The sequence below is a fragment of the Streptomyces sp. NPDC101110 genome (assembly GCF_044759525.1).
In the GTDB taxonomy this organism is placed as follows: Bacteria; Actinomycetota; Actinomycetes; order Streptomycetales; family Streptomycetaceae; genus Streptomyces.
The window spans coordinates 13,801-30,071 of sequence record NZ_JBIVZM010000015.1 but is presented as its reverse complement, the minus strand read 5'-3'; the positions used below and the strand labels follow the sequence as shown (position 1 = coordinate 30,071).

The window sequence follows — 16,271 nt, the reverse complement described above, 5'->3', positions numbered from 1 at the left end:
GCGCACAGCGCTCAGTAGGTCCCCACGTCCACCCGCGGCGGCCCGTCGTGCCAGGTGCAGAACACCGACACCCGGTCCGCGCCCGAGGAGAACTCCACGCGGATCCACGACTCCGTCTTCCACACCTGCATCGACCAGCCCGCCCCGGGCGTCGCCGAGACCAGCGAGGCGGACCTCCTCCCGAGGTCGAAGACCGCCCGGCCGCCGTCGGTGTCATAGCTCCTGACCCGGCCGGAGGCGGCGGGGGCGGTGCCGGGCGGCGGCGAGGGGGCGGAACCCGGCTTCTCGGACGCGGCCGACGTGCCGGGCTGCCGCCGCTTCGGCGGAGGCGTCCGTTCCGGCGGTGCGGCCGACGCCTTCGGCTCCCGCGTGGACGACGTGTCGGCGGCCTTGACGGGCAGGGCGCGCGGCGGGTCGTAGGCCGTTCCCGCCATCACCGTGTGGACGCCCCACCACGACAGCGTGACCGCCGCGCCCGTGGCGAGCAGCCATGCCAGTACGTGTACGAGTCCTCTGCGCATCGCGGGCCATACTGCCTCACGCGCCCCACACGTCGCCCGCAAACGCAGTCCCCCGAGGGCAAGTTGCCCACAGCCGGGGAGTTGTCCACAGCCCCGCACCCGGTTGTTCGAGATGGCGTACGGTGCGGCGCATGGCAAGTGTGCTCGTGGTCGAGGACGACCAGTTCGTACGTTCCGCGCTGATCCGGCACCTGACCGACGCCTCGCACACCGTGCGCAGTGTCGGGACGGCGCTGGAGGCGCTGCGCGAGGTCGCCCATGTCCGCTTCGATGTGGTGATCCTTGACCTCGGACTGCCCGATCTCGACGGGTCCGAGGCTTTGAAGATGCTGCGCGGGATCACGGACGTCCCGGTGATCGTCGCCACCGCCCGGGACGACGAGACGGAGATCGTCCGGCTGCTCAACGCCGGGGCGGACGACTACCTGACCAAGCCCTTCTCCGTGGAGCACCTCTCGGCCCGCATGGCGGCCGTGCTGCGCCGTGCCCGCTCCGGCGCCGCCGACGGGGAGCCGTCCCCCGCGATCCGCGTCGGCGGCCTGACCGTCGACCCGCTGCGCCGCCAGGCCGAGCTGGACGGCACCCGACTCGACCTCACCCGCCGGGAGTTCGACCTGCTCGCCTTCCTGGCCCGCCGGCCCGGCGTCGTCGTCCCCCGCAAGGAACTGCTCGCCGAGGTGTGGCAGCAGTCCTACGGCGACGACCAGACCATCGACGTCCATCTGTCCTGGCTGCGCCGGAAACTGGGCGAGACGGCGGCCAACCCGCGCTATCTGCACACCCTTCGGGGCGTCGGCGTGAAGCTCGAACCACCGGGGGCGCCGCGATGAGGTGGGCCCTGGTCAAGGTGTCGCTGGCGGTGACCACCATGGTCGTGGTCGCCTTCGCGGTTCCGCTCGGACTCGTCATCCGCGAGCTGGCCCGCGACCGTGCCTTCTCCAACGCCGAGCGGGAGGCCGCGGCCGTCGCCCCCGCCCTGTCCATCACCACCGACCGCGACCAGCTCGAACGCGTCGTCGCCGCTGCCGGTTCCGACGCCGGGATGGCCGTGCACCTCCCCGCGGGAGACGGCCGGGCCGCCCTCGAACTGGGCCGCCCTCGCGCCGCCGACGAGGACATCGCGGCCGTGCGCGAGCTGGGCCGCGCCTCCACCACCGGCGTCACCGGCGGCTGGACACTCCTCCAGCCGGTCGCCCTCAGCACCGGCCGGATCGCGGTCGTCGAGGTGTACGTGCCGGAGTCCGAGGTCACCAACGGCGTCGGGACGGCCTGGGCGGTGCTCACCGGGGTCGGGGTGGCGCTGATCCTCGGCTCGGTCGCGGTCGCCGACCGGCTGGGCGTGCGCATGGTCCGGCCCGCTCAGCGCCTGGTCGAGGGGGCGCACGACCTGGGGGAGGGCCGGCTGGGTGCCCGCGTGCCCGAGGAGGGCCCGAGCGAACTGCGCCTCGCGGCGGTCGCGTTCAACTCGATGGCCGACCAGGTCGTCCAGCTCCTGGCGAACGAGCGGGAGCTCGCGGCCGACCTGTCCCACCGGCTGCGCACGCCCCTGACCGTGCTGCGGCTCAACACCGCCTCGCTCGGTGAGGGGCCGGCCGCCGACCAGACCCGGACCGCGGTCGAGCAGCTGGAGCGCGAGGTCGACACCATCATCCGCACGGCGCGGGAGGCCAAGCCGCAGACGGCCGCGGCCGGGCCGGGCGCCGGGTGCGACGCGGCCGAGGTGGTCCGCGAGCGGATGGCGTTCTGGTCGGCGCTCGCCGAGGACGAGGGCCGCAAGTGGCGGGTGGCCGGGGCCGACCGGCCGGTGCGCATCCCCGTGGCCAGCGCCGACCTGGCCGCCGCGCTCGACGCGCTCCTCGGAAACGTCTTCCGGCACACCGCGGAGGGCACCGCCTTCGCGGTCGACGTGCACAACGGCGAGGACGCGGTGATCGTCCTCGTCTCCGACGCGGGCCCCGGCATACCCGACCCGGAGGCGGCGATGGCGCGCGGCCGCGGCTCCGGGAACGACGGCTCGACCGGGCTCGGCCTGGACATCGTGCGCCGCCTCGCGGAGTCCACCGGCGGGGACGTACGGATCGGCTCCTCGGTGCTGGGCGGGACCGAGGTGCGGATCTGGATCCAGCTGGACGGCCGCGCCCCGGCCGGCGGGGGACACCGGCAGCTGCGGCGCCGCCGCCCCGGCCGGCTCGCCACCGTGTACAACCGCGCCCGGTCCCGCTGAGCCCTCCCGACCTCGCGCCTTCACGGGACGGTCACGTTTCGACAAATGGAGGCAACGGCTCTTGACGGGTGACCGGACCTACGGCTGTCATTGCGCCACCGTGTTCGGTCAAGTTGATTTCTGGTCGATTGCGACTGGATTTCACGCCACACCCCTCGTGGCCGAACCCTGCCTTCAGGAGCAGTCCATGCACGACCTCTCTCCCTCCGGTCTCTCCCTCTCCGCTCCCAGCCGCCGCACCCTGCTGCGCGGAATGGGCGGCGCGGCCCTGCTCGGCGCCGGCATACCCCTGCTGAGCGCCTGCGGCGGCAGTGGCTCGTCCGCCGACCCGAAGACGGTCAGTCTCGGCTCCAACTCGTCCGACGCCGTGCCGAAGAAGGCGTTCGCCGAGATCTACGCCGCCTTCACCAAGAAGTCCGGCATCAAGGTCGACGTGAACACCAAGGACCACAACACGTTCCAGGAGCAGATCAACTCCTACCTCCAGGGGACGCCCGACGACGTGTTCACCTGGTTCGCCGGCTACCGCATGCAGTTCTTCGCGGCGAAGAAGCTCGCCTCCCCGATCGACGACGTGTGGCAGAAGATCGGCGGAAACTTCCCGGAGGCGATGCAGAAGCTCAGCAAGGGAGAGGACGGCAAGTACTACTTCGTGCCGCTGTACACGTATCCGTGGGCCGTCTTCTACCGCAAGAGCGTCTTCGCGCAGCACGGCTACAAGGTCCCCGCCACCTGGGACGACTTCGTCGCCCTGTGCAAGCGGATGAAGAAGGACGGGCTGGTCCCGATCGCCTTCGGCGACAAGGACGCCTGGCCCGCGATGGGCACCTTCGACCAGATCAACTTCCGCACCAACGGCTATGACTTCCACGTCGAGCTGATGGGCGGCAAGGCCTCCTGGACCGACCCCAAGGTGCGCAAGGTCTTCGACCACTGGACGGAGATCCTGCCCTACCACCAGGAGGGTGCGGTGGGCCGCACCTGGCAGGACGCGGCGCAGACCCTCGTGGCCAAGAAGGCCGGCATGTACCTGCTGGGCACATTCGTCGGCCAGCAGTTCACCGACAAGGCCGACCTGGACGACCTGGACTTCTTCGCCTTCCCGGAGATCGACCCGCAGTTCGGGCAGGACACCGTCGAGGCGCCCACCGACGGCTTCATGCTCTCCAAGGCCCCCAAGAACCGCGACGGCGCGGCCAAGCTCCTCGAGTACCTGGGCACGCCCGAGGCCGAGCAGATCTACCTCAAGGCCGACTCCAGCGTGGTGGCCGCCTCCACGAAGGCCGACACCTCCCCCTACACCGCGCTGCAGAAGAAGTCCTACGAGATGATCTCCGGCGCGAAGAGCCTCACCCAGTTCATGGACCGCGACTCCCGCCCGGACTTCACGTCCACGGTGATGCAGCCGGCCCTGCAGAACTTCGTCCGCAACCCCAGGAACATCGACGGCATCCTCTCGTCGATCGAACGCCAGAAGAAGACGATCTTCGCCTCCTCCTGACCGAACGGAGACCCGACGACTCGGATCCGAACATGACCACCACCCCCGCGAAGGCCCCGGAGCCGGCCCTCCCCCCGGCTCCGGGGCCCGCCCCCGTGTCCCCGCCCGCCCCGACGCCCCACGGGCACCGGCGGCTGCTCACCCGCCGTGACCGCGTCACGCTCGGCCTGATGGCGGGCGTGCCCACGGTCCTGCACGTCGCCCTGGTCTGGCTGACGGCCCTCGCCTCGATCGCGCTGGCCTTCACCACCTGGGACGGCATCGGCTTCGACTCCATCCAGTGGGTCGGACTGCAGAACTTCCGTGAACTGTTCACCAGCAACCCGCAGTTCTGGCCCGCCGTCGAGCACAACGTCATCTGGTTCGTGGTGCTCATCCTGCTGCCCACGCCCTTCGGCCTGTTCCTCGCCGTGCAGCTGGACAAGAAGATCCGCTTCAGCCGCGTCTACCAGACGGCGTACTTCCTGCCGGTCGTGATGTCGCTGGCGGTCATCGGCTTCGTCTGGCAGCTGATCTACAACCCGGACACGGGCCTGATCAACAGCATCATCGGCGCCAACGAGCCCGGCCACTACATCGACTGGATCGGCGACCCGGACCTCAATCTGTGGGCCATCCTGGTCGCCGCGTCCTGGCGGCACGCCGGCTACATGATGATCCTCTACCTGGCCGGACTGAAGAGCGTTGACCCCGCCCTGCGCGAGGCGTCCGCCCTGGACGGCGCGAGCGAGTGGCAGACGTTCAAGAACGTCATCTTCCCGACCCTGCGCCCGACCAACACCGTCGTCCTGGTCGTCACGATCATCGAAGCCCTGCGCGCCTTCGACCTGGTCTTCGTCTTCAACAAGGGCGCACAGGGCACCGAGCTGCTGTCGATCCTGGTGACCAACAACATCATCGGCGAGTCCAGCCGCATCGGCTACGGCTCCGCCATCGCCGTCGTCCTGCTGGTGATCTCGCTCGCGGTGATCATCCCGTATCTGATCGCGACCTTCCGGAAGGAGCGGCGCGCATGAGCACCCTGAGTGTCCCGCGCAAGCGGCGCACCCCCATCCGCCCCGCCCGGATCCTGCTGCACACCTTCCTCGTGGTCACGGCTCTGGCCTGGCTCGCGCCCCTGCTGTGGGCGCTGCTCGCGGCGATGCGGCCGTACGCGGAGACCAGCACCAGGGGCTACGTCTCCTGGCCCGACAAACTCACCTTCGACAACTTCACAGGCGCCTTCCAGCAGTCGGACATGCTGCACTACTTCGGCAACACGCTGCTGATCGCGGTCCCGGCCGTGCTGCTGACCCTGCTGCTGTCGTCGATGGTCGCCTTCTACGTCAGCCGCTTCGACTTCCGGCTCAACCTGTTCCTGCTGCTGGTGTTCACGGCCGGCAACCTGCTGCCCCAGCAGGTCATCATCACCCCGCTGTACCGGCTCTACCTGCTGATCGACCTGCCCGGCATCACCATGAGCGGCAAACTCTACGACTCCGCGCTCGGCCTGGTGCTGATCCACGTGGCGTTCCAGTCCGGCTTCTGCGCCTTCGTGCTCAGCAACTACATGCGCTCCCTGCCGCACGAACTCACCGAGGCCGCCCTCGTCGACGGCGCCTCCGTGTGGCGGCTGTACTGGCAGATCGTGCTGCCGCTGTGCAAACCGGCGATGGCCGCCCTCGCCACCCTGCTCTCCATCTGGATCTACAACGACTTCTTCTGGGCGATCGTCCTCATCTCCACCGGCGAGAACATGCCGATCACCTCGGCGCTGAACAACCTCTCCGGCCAGTACTTCACCGACCCCAACCTGGTCGCCGCGGGCGCCCTGCTCACCGCGATCCCCACCCTGATCGTGTACTTCGCCCTCCAGCGCCAGTTCGTCAGCGGCCTCACCCTGGGCGCCAACAAGGGCTGACGTCCGCCCTCGGCAAATGCGCCGCCCGGCCGGTGGAGACGCGTCCACCGTTGAGGTGCGGCCGGGGCGCGGCACTCCCCTAATCGTGCCGCGCCCCGCCCCCGCCCCCCGTCGGTCAGACCGTCTCGGTCTCCGGCAGCGTCCCCGTCCGCGCCGCCCGCCCGTACCACCGGGCGCTCGTCTTCGGCGTGCGTTCCAGCGTCGCGTAGTCCACGTAGACCGCGCCGAAGCGCTTGCCGTAGCCGTACGCCCACTCGAAGTTGTCCATCAGGGACCACAGGTAGTAGCCCCGGACGTCGGCGCCGTCGGCGATGGCACGGCGGACCGCCGACAAGTGGCCGTGCAGGTAGGCCACCCGCTCCGGGTCGTGCACCCGGCCGTCCGAGTCGATCTTGTCGTCGTAGGCCGCGCCGTTCTCCGTGATGTACAGCGGCAGGCCCGGGGCCTCACGCGTGTAGCGCATGATCAACTCGTGCAGGCCGGTCGGGTCGATCGTCCAGCCCATCTCCGTGCGGTCGCCGGGCGTCTGGTGGAACGCGACGTCGTCCGCGGCCGGCCACGGCGAGTGGTCGCTCGCCCCGTGACCGTCGGCGCGCGGTGCCTTCGCCGACACGTCCGCCGCCGACACCAGCGACGGCGTGTAGTAGTTGAGGCCCAGCGCGTCCAACGGCTGGTTGATCAGCTCCAGGTCGCCGTCGAGGACGTGGTCCCAGTCCGTGAGGCCCGCCGTCGCGACGTACAGCGACTCCGGGTAGGCACCGTGCAGCATCGGCCCGTGGAACACACCGTTGGCCAGGTCGTCGATCCTGCGGACCGCGTCCAGATCCGCCGGGTCCTGCGAAAGCGGCCTCACCACGGAGGAGTTGAGGCTCACCGCGACCGTGTTGCGGGCCGGCATCACCGAGCGCAGCGCGGACGCGCCCAGGCCGTGCGCCAGATTCAGATGGTGCGCGGCACGCAGTGAGGCTGCCGGGTCCGTACGGCCCGGGGCGTGCACCCCCGAGGCGTACCCCAGGAACGCGCTGCACCACGGCTCGTTGAGCGTGATCCACTGCTCGACCCGGTCGCCCAGCGCCTCCCCGGCGATCTGCGCGTACTCCGCGAACCGGTACGCCGTGTCGCGCTCCGGCCAGCCCCCCGCGTCCTCCAACTCCTGCGGTAGGTCCCAGTGGTAGAGCGTGATGGCGGGCTTGATGTTCTTCGCCAGCAGCTCGTCCACCAGCCGCCGGTAGAAGTCCAGACCCTTCTGCACGGCGGGGCCCCGGCCGGTCGGCTGCACCCGCGACCACGACATGGAGAAGCGGTAGGCGCCCAGGCCCAGCTCCGCCATCAGCGCCACGTCGTCGCGGTAGCGGTGGTAGTGGTCGACAGCGATGTCACCGTGGTCGCCGCCGACGGTCTTGCCCGGCGTATGGCTGAAGGTGTCCCAGATCGACGGCGTCCGGCCGTCCTCCCGCACCGCACCCTCGATCTGGTACGCGGACGTCGCCGCGCCCCACAGGAAGGCGGGCGGGAAGGTCACCGGAGTGGCCGGGTTCTCGGAGTCAGGCATGGAAGCGCTCCCAAGAGGGGTCGTGTGGACCGACGAGCGGATGGGGGGAAAGGGGCCGAGGCGGCAATGGCTCGACCCCCGGGAAAGCAGGGCTCAGCCCTTGACGGCGCCCTGCATGATGCCGCCCACGATCTGCTTGCCGAAGATCGCGAAGACCAGCAGCAGTGGCAGCGTGCCCAGCAGCGCGCCCGCCATGATCAGGGACTGGTCGGGGGTGTAGCCGCGGCCCAGACCCGCGACCGCGACCTGCACGGTCGGGTTGCCCATCTGGGTCAGCACCAGGAACGGCCACATGAAGTCGTTCCAGGTCTGCACGAACGTCAGCATCCCGAGCACGGCCATCGCCGGCCGCGCCGCGGGGAACACGACGTGCCACACCACACGCCAGCTGCTCGCGCCGTCCACCCGGGCGGCCTCGATGATCTCGTCCGGCAGCGCCTGGATCAGGTACTGCCGCATGAAGAACACACCGAACGCGCTCACCAGCGACGGGAGGATCACCGCCTGCAACTGGTCCGTCCAGTCGAGCTTGGCGACCATCATGTACAGCGGGATCACACTCAGCTGCGGCGGCACCATCATCGTGCCGATCACGATCAGCATCAGCGCGCCGCGGCCCCTGAAGCGCAGCTTGGCGAAGGCGAAACCGGCGATCGTCGACAGGAAGACGATGGTCAGCGCCGACGTGCCCGCCACGATCGTGGTGTTGAAGAACGCCTCGCCCAGGTTGGCGTCCTTCCAGGCGATCTCCAGTTTGTCGAACAGGCCGGAACCGAACCAGAAGGGCGGCGGCGTCTGCGCCAGCCGCTGGTTGTCACGCGAGGCGGCGATCGCCGTCCACACCAGCGGGAACAGCGACACGAGCGTGAACACGATCAGGATCGCGTACGCGATCGGGCCGCCGTGCAACTGCCCACCGGCCCGCGCGGACTTCGGCAGCCGGGGGCGCTTGGGCGAATCGACGGACTTGGTGTCCGGGGGCGTCACAGTCGTCGTCACGGCCACACTCCTTAACTACTGGCGCGCAGCCGGCGCGAGATGACGTAGTTGACGATGCCGATGACGATCAGCATGAGGAACATCGTCCAGGCGATCGCCGAGGCACGGCCCAGGTGCTGGGCGACCCAGCCCTGCTCGTACAGATACAGACCGAGCGTCTGGAACTGGTGCTCCGCGCCACCGGACGTGCCCTTGTTGGCGTCGAACAGCAGCGGCTCACCGAAGACCTGGCTCGCCCCGATCGTCGAGACCACACAGGTGAACAGGATCGTCGGACGCAGCGACGGCAGCGTCACATGGATGAACTGCTGCCAGCGGTTGGCCCCGTCCAGGGCGGCGGACTCGTAGAGGTCCTGCGGGATCGCCTGCATCGCGGCCAGGTAGATCAGCGCGTTGTAGCCGGTCCAGCGCCAGATGATGATCGACGAGACCGCGATCTGCGAGGGCCACTTGTCGTTCTGCCAGTCGACCGGGTTGATGCCGGCCATGTCGAGCACCCAGTTGATCATGCCGTAGTCACGGCCGAAGAGCAGCACGAACACCAGCGACGCGGCGGCGATCGACGTCGCGTACGGCGCGAGCATCGCCACCCGGAAGAAGGTCGAGGCGCGCAGCTTGTAGTTGAGGATGTGGGCGATGCCCATCGCCATCAGCAGCTGCGGAACGGTGGAGATGATGCCGATGGTCAGCGTGTTCTTCGCCGCGTTCCAGAAGAACTCGTCGTCGAAGATCCGGGTGTAGTTGCGCAGCCCCACCCAGTTCATGTCGGTCGGCGCGGTCAGCTCCACCTGATGCAGCGAGGCCCAGCCCGTGTACAGCAGCGGGAACAGGCCGAACGCGACGAACAGCAGGAAGAACGGTGACACGAACGCGTACGGGCTCCAGCGGATGTCCCGCTGCCAGCGCCGGGACAACCTGTCCCGGCGCCGCCGCGCCTTCTCAGCGGCGGCGTCCTCCGGCGGGCGGCCCGGGGCCGCGCCCCCCTTCACGGGGAGCGCGGCGGTGTCGTGACGGGTGGTCATCCGGGTCACTGGTCCAGCTTGTTGTCGATGGTCTTGACCGCGGAGTCCCAGGCCTCCTTGGCGGACTTGCCCTTCGTTGCGAGGATGACGCCGTTGTCCGTCAGCCCCTGCATGATGATCTGGTCCTTCGGGCCGATCACCTGGACCGGGGCGGCCTTGGCGGCCTCCGCGAAGATCGGGCCGATCTTCTGGTCACCGGTCATCTCGTTCGTCGCGCCGGTCACCTCGGGCATGGTGTAGGTGGACGGGGCGCTCGGGAAGCTGGCCTGCACCTTGAACAGCTTCGCCTGCTGCTCCGGCGCGGTCAGCCAGGTCACGAACTTCTGGGCTTCCTTCACGTTCTTGCCGCTCTTGGGCACGGTGAGGAAGGTGCCGCCCCAGTTGCCGCCCTTGGGCGCGACGGCCACGGCCCACTTGCCGGCGGCGTCGGGCTTGGCGTTGCCCTTGATCGTGCCCAGCATCCACGGCGGGCAGGCGATCGCGGCGAACTTGCTGTTGGCGATCGTGGAGTTCCAGCCCGGCTGGAACTGCGTCTGCGACTGGACGAGGCCCTTCTTGGCGGCGTCCGCGGTCAGGTTGAAGGCAGCCTTGACGGCCGGGTTCGTCTTGTAGATGACCTCGCCGGAGGAGTCGTAGAACTTCTCCTTCTCGCTGCCGAGGATCGCCTGGATCAGACCGCCGGGGGAGTCCATGAAGAAGGTGCCCTTGGGTGCCTTCTTCTTGTACCGCTCGCCGACGTCGACGAGCTTGGCCCAGTCACCCGACCACAGCTTGCCGACCTCGGCGGGGTCCGTGGGCAGACCGGCCTGCTTGAAGAGGTCCGTGCGGTAACAGATCGCCATCGGGCCGACGTCGGTGCCGAGGCCGACCGTCTTGCCGTCCTTGGTCGTGGCCTGCTGCCACTTCCAGTCCAGCCACTTGCTCTTGTCCACGCCCGACACCTTGGACATGTCCTCGAGCTTGTCGGCCTGGGTGGCCGTCACCTCGGCGATGTTGGCGACTTCGACGGCCTGGACGTCCAGCAGGCCGCTGTTGGTGGTCAGGTGGTTCAGCAGCGCCGGGTAGTAGTTCTCGTTGCGCTCGACGACGTTCTCGGCGATCTTGATCTTCGGATTGAGCTTCTCGTACTCGGCGTAGAGGCCGGCTTCCTTGAAGCCCATGGTGCCGAAGAGGCCGACCGAGATCGTGGTCCTGCCGCCGCTGTCGCCGCCCGACGAGGAACCGGAGCCGTCGTCCTTGCCGTCGTCGGCACAGCCGGCCAGCAGCCCGGCGCCCAGCGACGCGACGGCCGCGACGACCATCGCCTTGCGGGCGGTTCGGATGCGTGCTCGCATGTCGTCCTCCTGTTGCCCTGACGTGCCGACCCCCCGGCCAACTGCTGTGTCGGACCGTTTTTACGCGCTTAAGGCTCGGGCGGGGAACGTGCGGGTTGTGTATGTGTCAGGTAGTGTGGGAGCGCTCCCACCAGTGATGTGTTGAAGAGTCCCCGGTCGCGGCGGGGGTGTCAAGGGACCGGACAGGGAGAGATGCGTTCAGTTATCTGCCTGTTAACTGGACCCGGACCGACGTCGGTTGGAGCCCGGGCCGGTTGAATCGAGCCAGTCGACCGCTGGTGGCACGGCTCGTCCGGCCGAAACGGAAGGCCGGGGCAGCGCGTCCCCGGCGAAGGTCGTCACGGCCGGCGGGCCTGTTAAATTCCAGGCCAGTCGCAGAGTGCGGGTGTGGACGGGAAGGCGGAGCCCATGGCAACCCACGGAGCGCGGGGCCGAAGTGGTGGCCGGCCCACCCTCGAAGAGGTGGCGGCGCGCGCCGGTGTCGGCCGCGGCACCGTCTCGCGGGTGATCAACGGCTCGCCCCGGGTCAGTGACGCGACCCGGGCCGCCGTCGAGGCGGCGGTCGCGGAGCTCGGCTACGTCCCCAACACCGCGGCCCGTGCCCTGGCCGCCAACCGTACGGACGCGATCGCGCTGGTCGTGCCCGAGCCGGAGACCCGGTTCTTCGCGGAGCCGTACTTCTCGGACATGCTCAAGGGTGTCGGGGCGGCGTTGTCCGACACGGAGATGCAGCTGCTGCTGATCTTCGCGGGCAGCGACCGGGAACGCGCCCGCCTCGCCCAGTACCTGGCGGCCCACCGTGTGGACGGCGTCCTGCTGGTCTCGGTGCACGCCGACGATCCGCTGCCCGACCTGCTGGCCCAGCTGGAGATCCCGGCGGTGATCAGCGGTCCGCGCTCGGCGGCGGAGACCCTGCCCTCGGTCGACTCGGACAACTACGGCGGCGCCCGCCAGGCCGTCGAGCACCTGCTGTCCCGGGGCCGCAGCCGGGTCGCCCACATCACCGGCCGTCTCGACGTCTACGGTGCCCAGCGGCGTGTCGACGGCTATCGCGAGGCCATCAGCGACGCCGGCCTCGGGGTGGACGAGGGGCTGATCGAGGCGGGGGACTTCACGGAGGAGGGCGGGCACCGGGCCATGACGGCCCTGCTGGAACGCCGCCCGGACATCGACGCGGTCTTCGCCGCCTCCGACGTCACCGCGGCCGGCGCCCGCCGGGCGCTGCGCGACGCGGGCCGCCGTATCCCGGAGGACGTGGCGCTCGTCGGCTACGACGACTCCGCCATCGCCCGCCACATGGAGCCGCCGCTCACCAGCGTGCGGCAGCCCATCGAGGAGATGGGCCGGCGGATGATAGACCTCCTGCTCACCGAGGTCGCCGACCGCCGCCCCCTGGCATCCCGGGGCCTGGAACGCCGCCAGATGGTCCTGGCCACGGAGCTGGTGTCGCGGTCGTCGTCGTGACCCTCAGTGCCCGCGGCCCCCGACCGGAGCCGTTCCTGCGCACTCGGGTGAACGGCTCACCGACCCGGGGGAGTTGGCGGGGCCGTGGCGGCGGCCCGTGAGCTCCGTTCCACCGGTTCGCCCATGGGTGCCGCGAGCGCACGCCCTCACGCCCGAGCCGGTGTCGGGCGTCGTACCAGGTACAGTCCCGCGACCACGACCAGGGCCGCCATGCATGCGATGAAGACCAGCCCCGCGCCCTCCAGGCCGATCGGGCCGGTCAGGAGGCCGACGCCGATCACCGGGAGGGAGATGCCCGCGTAGGCCACCACGAAAAGGGTCGAGATCACCGCCGCGCGCTGATCCGCGGGGGAGGCCTCGGCCACGTCGGACAGGGCGCCGCGGAACGCCAGGCCCTGGCCGATCCCGCCGACGAGCGCGCTGGCGATCAGCAGGGCCATCTGGTCCCACCGCAGTGCACCGGCGAGCAGCGCCAGCCCGGCGAGGAGCCCGGCGCAGCCCAGCGGCAGGGAACGCCGTACGCCGACCCGGCCGACCGCCAGCTGCCCGGCTGTGGAGGAGAAGAAGGCCAGCGCGACGATCAGCCCGCTCACGGCGTGGTCGGTCACGTCCAGGGACTCCACGAGGAAGGCCGGGCTGACCGAGGTGAACACCCCGAACAGGGCGAATCCGACGAAAGAGGCGGTGGCGGCGGGGCCGAACACGGCCCGGACCTGCGGCGGCAGCGCGGGCCGCTGCGGCCGTACGGTGTGCAGCGGCTGCCGCTCCCGTACGGTCTCCGCGAGCCACAGCAGCACGGCGGCCGAGGCGGCGACCAGGGCGAGGTGGGTGACGAACGGCAGGTACAGCGGCCAGGGGGCGTATTCCGCGAGCAGCCCGGAGAGCAGGGGACCGCAGCCGAGGCCGCCCATGTTGGCCGCCGTCGCCACGAAGGTGGCCCGGGAGGCACCGCCCGGCGGCGCCAGTTCCATCACGTACGCCGTGGCGGCCCCGGTGAACAGCCCGGCGGACAGCCCCGACATCAGCCGCCCCGCGTACAGCCAGCCGAGGCCCCCGGCACTGAGGAAGCAGACGGCGCTCACCGCCGCGCACGCCAGGCCGCACAGCAGCACCGGTCGTCTGCCCACGACGTCCGAGGCGTTGCCGACCAGCAGCAGCACACCGATCACCGCGAAGGCGTACAGGGCGTACACCACGGTCACCGTCAGCTCGGAGAAGCCGAACTTGTCCTGGTAGAGGGGATAGAGGGGAGTCGGCAGCGTGGTGCCGGCCATACAGACGGCGAACACCGCCCCGCCGAGCTCACACGCACGCCATCCCGTCCGCCCACCGTCCATGCCGCCGACGGTAGCCCCGGCCCACCGACGCCTCGCCGACCGGCACGCTGAAAACGCTTCAGCCGGTGGCCTCTTTCGAGGCCACCGGCTGAATACTTCAGGGTGAGTGACGGGACTTGAACCCGCGACTTCCTGGACCACAACCAGGTGCTCTACCAGCTGAGCTACACCCACCATGACCGGCTTGGAGGTCCGTGACTTCCTGACCGGCCGAGAAAAAGTGTACAGGGTCCGAAGGGGTGCTCGCGCCCACCTTTCACGGCGCTCCCCGGCGGGCCTCTGTCGCGCCTACTGAGCAGGCAGGACGTGCTTCGCGGCGATCGTCCGCGCGGTGTCCGAGTCGGGGCCGGGCTGGGGGACGAACACGGCCTCGCGGTAGTACCGCAGCTCCGCGATCGACTCGCGGATGTCGGCGAGCGCGCGGTGGTTGCCGTTCTTCTGCGGGCTGTTGAAGTAGGCCCGCGGGTACCAGCGGCGCGCCAGCTCCTTGACCGAGGACACGTCGACGATCCGGTAGTGGAGGTAGTTCTCCAGCGTCGGCATGTCCCGCAGCAGGAAGCCGCGGTCGGTGCCCACGGAGTTGCCGCACAGCGGGGCCTTGCCGGGTTCCTTGACGAACTCCCTCACATACGTCAGGACCTGGTCCTCGGCGTCCTTCAGGGTCGTCCCGGCGGCGAGCTCCTCGAGCAGCCCGGAGGCGGTGTGCATCTGACGCACCACGTCCGGCATCGTCTCCAGCGCCTGGTCCGGCGGCCGGATGACGATGTCCACGCCGTCCCCGAGCACGTTCAGCTCGGAGTCGGTCACGAGGGCGGCCACCTCGATGAGCGCGTCGTCCGACAGCGAGAGGCCGGTCATCTCGCAGTCGATCCACACCATGCGATCGTTCATGTGTCTAACCTTACGGCCCGCTGCCTCCGGCGGGGCGGCCCGTACCGTGAAAGCCGCGGGGCCCGCCGGGAGGCATGCTCCCGGCGGGCCCCGCGGCTACCGGATCACGGTGCGCTGCGCTGCCCGGGCAGGCTCCCCGACAGGGCCGGGGACTGGCCGACCGCGCTCGCCGCCGCCGTACGGCGGGACTGCAGCGGGACCGGGTGCTCCGGGTGGAGCGGGGCGGGCGCCTGGCCGGGCTGGCCCGGGTGCCCCGCGTGGCCCGGATGGCCCGGCATGCCGGGTCCGGGGCCGCCCGGTGCGCTCTCGGTCTCCTGCGGCCGCTCGCCCTGCGGGCGCCGGGCGCGGTACGCCGCCCGGTACGCGGCGGGGGAGGAGCCGAGCTGCCGGCGGAAGTGCCCGCGCAGGGCGACCGGCGACCGGAAGCCGCAGCGCCCCGCCACCTCGTCCACCGAGTAGTCCGACGTCTCCAGCAGGCGCTGCGCCTGGAGGACCCGCTGCGTGATCAGCCACTGCAGCGGAGCGCTCCCGGTCAGCGAGCGGAAGCGGCGGTCGAACGTACGCCTGCTCATGTACGCGCGTGCCGCCAGCGTCTCCACGTCGAACTGTTCGTGGAGGTGCTCCAGCGCCCAGGCGACGACCTCGGCGAGCGGGTCGGCGCCGATCTCCTCTGGTAAAGACCTGTCGAGGTAGCGCTCCTGCCCGCCGCTGCGGCGTGGTGGCACGACGAGCCGCCTGGCCAGGGCCCCGGCCGCCTCGTTTCCGTGGTCCGTGCGCACGATGTGCAGGCACAGGTCGATGCCCGCGGCCGTGCCCGCCGACGTGAGCACGTCGCCGTCGTCGACGAACAGCTCACGCGGGTCCACGTGCACCGACGGATAGCGCTTGGCCAGCGTCGGTGCGTACATCCAGTGTGTCGTCGCGGGACGGCCGTCCAGCAGGCCGGCCGCCGCGAGGACGAAGGCGCCGGTGCACAGTCCGACGATGCGGGCGCCCTCCTCGTGGGCGCGGCGCAGCGCGTCGAGCGCCTCCTCCGGTGGCGGCGAAGTGATCGAGCGCCAGGCGGGCACGACGACCGTGCCCGCGCGCGAGATCGCTTCCAAGCCGTGTGGTGCGGTGAGTTCGAGGCCCCCTGTGGTCCGCAGCGGGCCTTCCTCGCCTCCGCACACCAATAGTCGGTAGCGCGGTACGCCGGCGTCCTGGCGGTCAACCCCGAACACCGACAGTGGTATGGAACTCTCGAAGATGGGGCCGCCGCTGAACAGCAGCACCGCGACGATCTCCTTGCGGCGTCGCCCGGAAAGCTTCCGGGCCGCGGCTTCCGGCGCGGCAGTGGAGTCGTGGCTCATACTGCTAAGCCCCCCTCGGTGGTCGCGGCTCCTCGGTTGTGTCGCTCCTGCACGTTTCCCCTCGGTCCTGCACGAGTCCCCCGCCGTGGTCAAGATCGAATCTACTGTGTGCCGTTGTGCCGGAGTGGCCGGTTCGGCCCTCGGCGCATTGTCGACTTGGCAACTTGGCGTGAAGCA

General features: G+C 70.2%; 14 protein-coding genes and 1 tRNA gene. 6 read left to right on the top strand and 9 right to left on the bottom strand.

Annotation, left to right across the window (positions count from 1 at the left end):
* Nucleotides 1-11 precede the first annotated feature (11 nt).
* Nucleotides 12-521: a hypothetical protein gene (locus ACIQU3_RS29920; protein WP_403726688.1), complete on the bottom strand. Its 510-nt coding sequence runs from the start codon at nt 519-521 to the stop codon at nt 12-14.
* Between the two features lie 131 nt (nt 522-652).
* On the opposite strand from ACIQU3_RS29920, the gene ACIQU3_RS29915 reads away from it, so the two are divergent.
* The 5 genes from ACIQU3_RS29915 (at nt 653) to ACIQU3_RS29895 (ending at nt 6,146) form a co-directional block, all read left to right on the top strand.
* A complete protein-coding gene (locus ACIQU3_RS29915; RefSeq protein ID WP_403726685.1) occupies nt 653-1,351 on the top strand; it encodes a response regulator transcription factor in 699 nt (232 codons plus the stop codon).
* Complete coding sequence (locus tag ACIQU3_RS29910) at nt 1,348-2,745, top strand: sensor histidine kinase (protein ID WP_403726681.1); 1,398 nt, start codon at nt 1,348-1,350, stop codon at nt 2,743-2,745. Before ACIQU3_RS29915 ends, ACIQU3_RS29910 begins: the two co-directional genes overlap by 4 nt.
* Before the next feature lie 187 nt (nt 2,746-2,932).
* Complete coding sequence (locus ACIQU3_RS29905) at nt 2,933-4,246, top strand: ABC transporter substrate-binding protein (RefSeq protein WP_403726678.1); 1,314 nt, start codon at nt 2,933-2,935, stop codon at nt 4,244-4,246.
* A gap of 32 nt (nt 4,247-4,278) precedes the next feature.
* Nucleotides 4,279-5,262 carry a carbohydrate ABC transporter permease gene (locus ACIQU3_RS29900; RefSeq protein ID WP_403726675.1) on the top strand — a complete coding sequence of 328 codons (984 nt, stop codon included), beginning with the start codon at nt 4,279-4,281 and terminating at the stop codon, nt 5,260-5,262.
* A complete protein-coding gene (locus ACIQU3_RS29895) occupies nt 5,259-6,146 on the top strand; it encodes a carbohydrate ABC transporter permease (protein WP_403928673.1) in 888 nt (295 codons plus the stop codon). Before ACIQU3_RS29900 ends, ACIQU3_RS29895 begins: the two co-directional genes overlap by 4 nt.
* Nucleotides 6,147-6,261: 115 nt before the next feature.
* Here the strand turns inward: ACIQU3_RS29895 and ACIQU3_RS29890 are convergent, their stop codons facing one another.
* From ACIQU3_RS29890 to ACIQU3_RS29875, 4 genes are all read right to left on the bottom strand, one after another.
* Nucleotides 6,262-7,698 (bottom strand): GH1 family beta-glucosidase, encoded by a 1,437-nt coding sequence (locus ACIQU3_RS29890; protein WP_403726669.1) that lies wholly within the window; start codon nt 7,696-7,698, stop codon nt 6,262-6,264.
* Between the two features lie 93 nt (nt 7,699-7,791).
* Nucleotides 7,792-8,697, bottom strand: a complete 906-nt coding sequence (locus ACIQU3_RS29885) for a carbohydrate ABC transporter permease (protein ID WP_403726665.1) — start codon at nt 8,695-8,697, stop codon at nt 7,792-7,794.
* An 11-nt stretch (nt 8,698-8,708) separates the two neighbouring features.
* Nucleotides 8,709-9,719 (bottom strand): carbohydrate ABC transporter permease, encoded by a 1,011-nt coding sequence (locus ACIQU3_RS29880; protein ID WP_403928670.1) that lies wholly within the window; start codon nt 9,717-9,719, stop codon nt 8,709-8,711.
* 5 nt (nt 9,720-9,724) lie between these two features.
* The gene (locus ACIQU3_RS29875; RefSeq protein WP_403726658.1) at nt 9,725-11,053 is read right to left on the bottom strand and encodes an ABC transporter substrate-binding protein; all 1,329 of its coding nucleotides are present in this window, start codon (nt 11,051-11,053) and stop codon (nt 9,725-9,727) included.
* 408 nt (nt 11,054-11,461) lie between these two features.
* On the opposite strand from ACIQU3_RS29875, the gene ACIQU3_RS29870 reads away from it, so the two are divergent.
* Complete coding sequence (locus ACIQU3_RS29870) at nt 11,462-12,517, top strand: LacI family DNA-binding transcriptional regulator (RefSeq protein WP_403928667.1); 1,056 nt, start codon at nt 11,462-11,464, stop codon at nt 12,515-12,517.
* A 146-nt stretch (nt 12,518-12,663) separates the two neighbouring features.
* Here the strand turns inward: ACIQU3_RS29870 and ACIQU3_RS29865 are convergent, their stop codons facing one another.
* From ACIQU3_RS29865 to ACIQU3_RS29850, 4 genes are all read right to left on the bottom strand, one after another.
* On the bottom strand, nt 12,664-13,854 hold the full coding sequence (locus ACIQU3_RS29865; RefSeq protein WP_403928664.1) for an MFS transporter: 1,191 nt from the start codon (nt 13,852-13,854) through the stop codon (nt 12,664-12,666).
* 101 nt (nt 13,855-13,955) lie between these two features.
* A tRNA-His gene (locus tag ACIQU3_RS29860) sits at nt 13,956-14,028 on the bottom strand.
* Between the two features lie 114 nt (nt 14,029-14,142).
* Nucleotides 14,143-14,745, bottom strand: coding sequence for an oligoribonuclease (gene orn, locus ACIQU3_RS29855; RefSeq protein WP_403726645.1), 603 nt, complete (start codon nt 14,743-14,745; stop codon nt 14,143-14,145).
* A gap of 104 nt (nt 14,746-14,849) precedes the next feature.
* Nucleotides 14,850-16,094, bottom strand: coding sequence for a helix-turn-helix domain-containing protein (locus tag ACIQU3_RS29850; protein WP_366709056.1), 1,245 nt, complete (start codon nt 16,092-16,094; stop codon nt 14,850-14,852).
* Nucleotides 16,095-16,271: the final 177 nt, after the last annotated feature.